The sequence below is a fragment of the Clostridioides sp. ZZV15-6383 genome, from assembly GCF_020657735.1.
GTDB classification, from domain to species: domain Bacteria; phylum Bacillota; class Clostridia; order Peptostreptococcales; family Peptostreptococcaceae; genus Clostridioides; species Clostridioides difficile_D.
Genome location: NZ_JAGWCV010000108.1, coordinates 1 through 3,193, shown reverse-complemented (window position 1 = coordinate 3,193; position 3,193 = coordinate 1). Strand labels below are relative to the sequence as shown.

Genomic DNA, 3,193 nt, shown 5'->3' with positions numbered 1-3,193 from the left:
CTATATATGTATATTATGAATTAAAAAATCCAATAGGTTTTCCTATTGGATTTTTTAATTCATAATATATTAATAATATTTATCAAATTTACGTTTAGATTATCTAATATTTTAGAATATTCTATTTAAAAATTCACATCTTTTTTTATTATATCTATTTACAATCATTTAAATTACTACTAATTATACAATTATTAGTCCATATAAAATATTTAATATTCCATTGGATTTTCGCTATTTAATATTTTACATATTGAACTTGTGCCTAACCTTTGTGCACCTGCTTCTATGAATTTTTCTGCATCAGATATTGATTTTATCCCTCCAGCAGCCTTTATCTTAACACCTTCACCAATGTGCTTTTTCATAAGTTTTATATCTTCTAGAGTTGCTCCACTTGTTCCCATACCAGTTGATGTCTTTATAAAATCCGCACCTGAATTTGTTACTATTTCACACATCTTTATTTTTTCAGATTCATTCAGATAACATGTCTCTATAATTACTTTTAATACCTTATCTCCAACAACACTTTTTATTTCCCTTATTTCATTTTCTATTTTTTCATATTCCTCATTTTTTATATCAGAAATATTTACAACCATGTCAATTTCAACTGCTCCATTTTCAATAGCATCTTTTGCCTCAAATACCTTTGTTTTTGTAGTTTGGTACCCTAAAGGGAAACCTATTACTGTACAAATATTTACTCTTCCATTTAAATACTCAGTAGCACTTTTTACATATGATGGTGGTATACAAACTGATGCTACATTCATTCTTATAGCTTCATCACACAGAGTTTTAATGTCTTTCAATGTAGTTGTTGCCTTTAACATAGTATGGTCTACTAACTGTAATATATGTTTCATAAAAACCTCCTAAATGTATAATTAAATTACTTGTTTAAATGTAATTTCCTTTTAGCAATATTTAGTATCATATCAACTTCTTCAACTTTAAAAAGAATCATCAGTGATGTATAAACTGAGAATCCAATTACTACTGCAATCGTCAGAGATATTAATTCGTTAAGTGTGCCTAAACCCAATATACCAAAAATAAATTTATAAATAAAATATGCTATGAAACTCATAACACATGAAGATACTAATGATTTAAAAGTAGTTCTTATTATTTTATCTTGTCCAAAATATCCTACTTTTCTCTTTAAATTTAAAAAAAGCAATAATATACATGCTATTGATGATGAGCTAGTTGCCAGTGCAAGCCCCCCATGAGCCATAGGTTTTATCAAAACTAAGTCTAATACTATGTTGACTCCAACTGATATAATACCATTTACCATAGGTGTCTTTGTATCCTGTAAAGAATAAAAAACCTTTCCTAATATGTCTCTTAAACCAAATGCAGTCATCCCAACTGCATAAAAAACTAAGGCAGTAGCTGTCATTTGAGTAGCTCTAGAATCAAATGCTCCTCTTTCAAATATAATTCTAACAACAGACTTAGCAAATACAATAGATGCAACAGAAATTGGAATCATAGAAATTATTATCATATTTACACTAGACTTAACTGAACTTGTAAACTTTTTTTGGTTATTTTCTGCACTTAATTTCGATAACATAGGATACATTACAGATACTATTGAAGCTGTAAATGTTCCTGTAACAAACCCATTTAACCTATCTGCATAAGTAAGTGCTGGAATACTCCCCTTAATCAGTGTAGATGCTAATGTTGTATCTACCAGTGAATTTACTTGGTTTACAGCTACGCCTATAAATACAGGTGATAATAGAACCAGTAGCTTTATTAAACTTTCATCTTTAAAATCCAAATAAAATAAATATTTGTAATTTGTTTTATTCACAAAAAACAGATAAAAAAACAGCTGAACTATCATAGCAACTACAGCACCAACAGGAAGTATATATGGTCCTAGTACAGTACTTAATATTATTGAAATAATTATTACAATATTATAAGGTATACTACCAAACCCAACTACAATAAAATTTTCTTTTATCTGTAAAAAAGCTGACATAACACTGGTAATCCCTATAAATATTATCCCAACTATAAGTACTCTAGTGAATTTTACAGTAAGTAAAAATCTTTCTCCCTCAAATCCTATGGCAAATATACTTACAAGTTGTTTTGAAAAAATAACTCCTAATATGGCTACAATTATGCATATACCAACTATTATATTTAAAACATTGTTTAAAAACTTTAATGCCTCTTTTTCTCCTTTTTTACTATTTATATCTTGATACATAGGGATAAAGGTAGTAACTATAGCAGTTCCTATTGCTGCAAATATAATATTTGGTATATTCATAGCTGTTAAATAACTTTCTGTATACAAGCCAGTCCCATAAATCGAAGATAACACTAATTCTCTACCCATTCCAAGAATCTTAGATATTATAGTGACTATCATCAAATAAAAAGTCGCTCTAGCTACTTTGCTCATTTTATCACTCCACTCTTCTAGCGTTTCTTCATAATTTTTTTAGAAGAAAAGTACTTATATCAGCTATATTTCTAAATACCATTTTCTTTATTTTTTTATCAATCAATAATTTTAAAAGTAGTGGACACAGAAAATCACTACTTATTTTCAAAGTATATTCTATCATATATTGTTCATTATGAAAACTTTTTATGTTTTGTCTTAATTCTTTAGGTATTTTATTTATAATATTTAATAATGAAGCTCAAATAATTGATAAAGTGAATCCCTTGCAGTTAACAAAAGTAAAGGTTATTATATATATACTGATACAGCAATAGAACAGGCCAATATTATAATGTGTACAAATACCATCTACTAAATTCTTCTAATTGTGCCAAATATAATGATTTAAATATATAAAAACTAGAAATTTTACTCCATGTGAAACTTATAAGTAATAACAATGTTTACATAGAGTAAATAAAAAACTAAGTCTGGAAATATTTATGTGTATTATTTCAATAAGATTTTGTTTCTGTTAAACATAAAAAGTGTACTCCTTCCTTTATATGATGATATTTGATATTTTAACTATCACCACTTTTTGAAAGAATACACACTTTATTTTAAAGACAATTTTCGGTAATGTAAAATAATTTGTGCTTCAAGGTTAATAAAAATCTTCTTTATGGCAATGATTTAAATATAATCAAATGTCGTAAAGGAGATTTTTTATGAATACTTTAAGAAAACAATTAGTCAAAGAAA

The 3,193-nt window shown here is 26.8% G+C and carries 2 protein-coding genes; both read right to left on the bottom strand.

Annotated features, from left to right (window positions below):
- Positions 1-212: 212 nt before the first annotated feature.
- Entirely contained in the window at positions 213-872 is a 660-nt protein-coding gene (gene deoC / locus KGF42_RS18795) for a deoxyribose-phosphate aldolase (RefSeq protein WP_227822057.1), read from the bottom strand.
- 26 nt (positions 873-898) lie between these two features.
- Positions 899-2,443 (bottom strand): murein biosynthesis integral membrane protein MurJ, encoded by a 1,545-nt coding sequence (gene murJ, locus KGF42_RS18790; RefSeq protein WP_227826883.1) that lies wholly within the window; start codon positions 2,441-2,443, stop codon positions 899-901.
- Between the last annotated feature and the right edge of the window lie 750 nt (positions 2,444-3,193).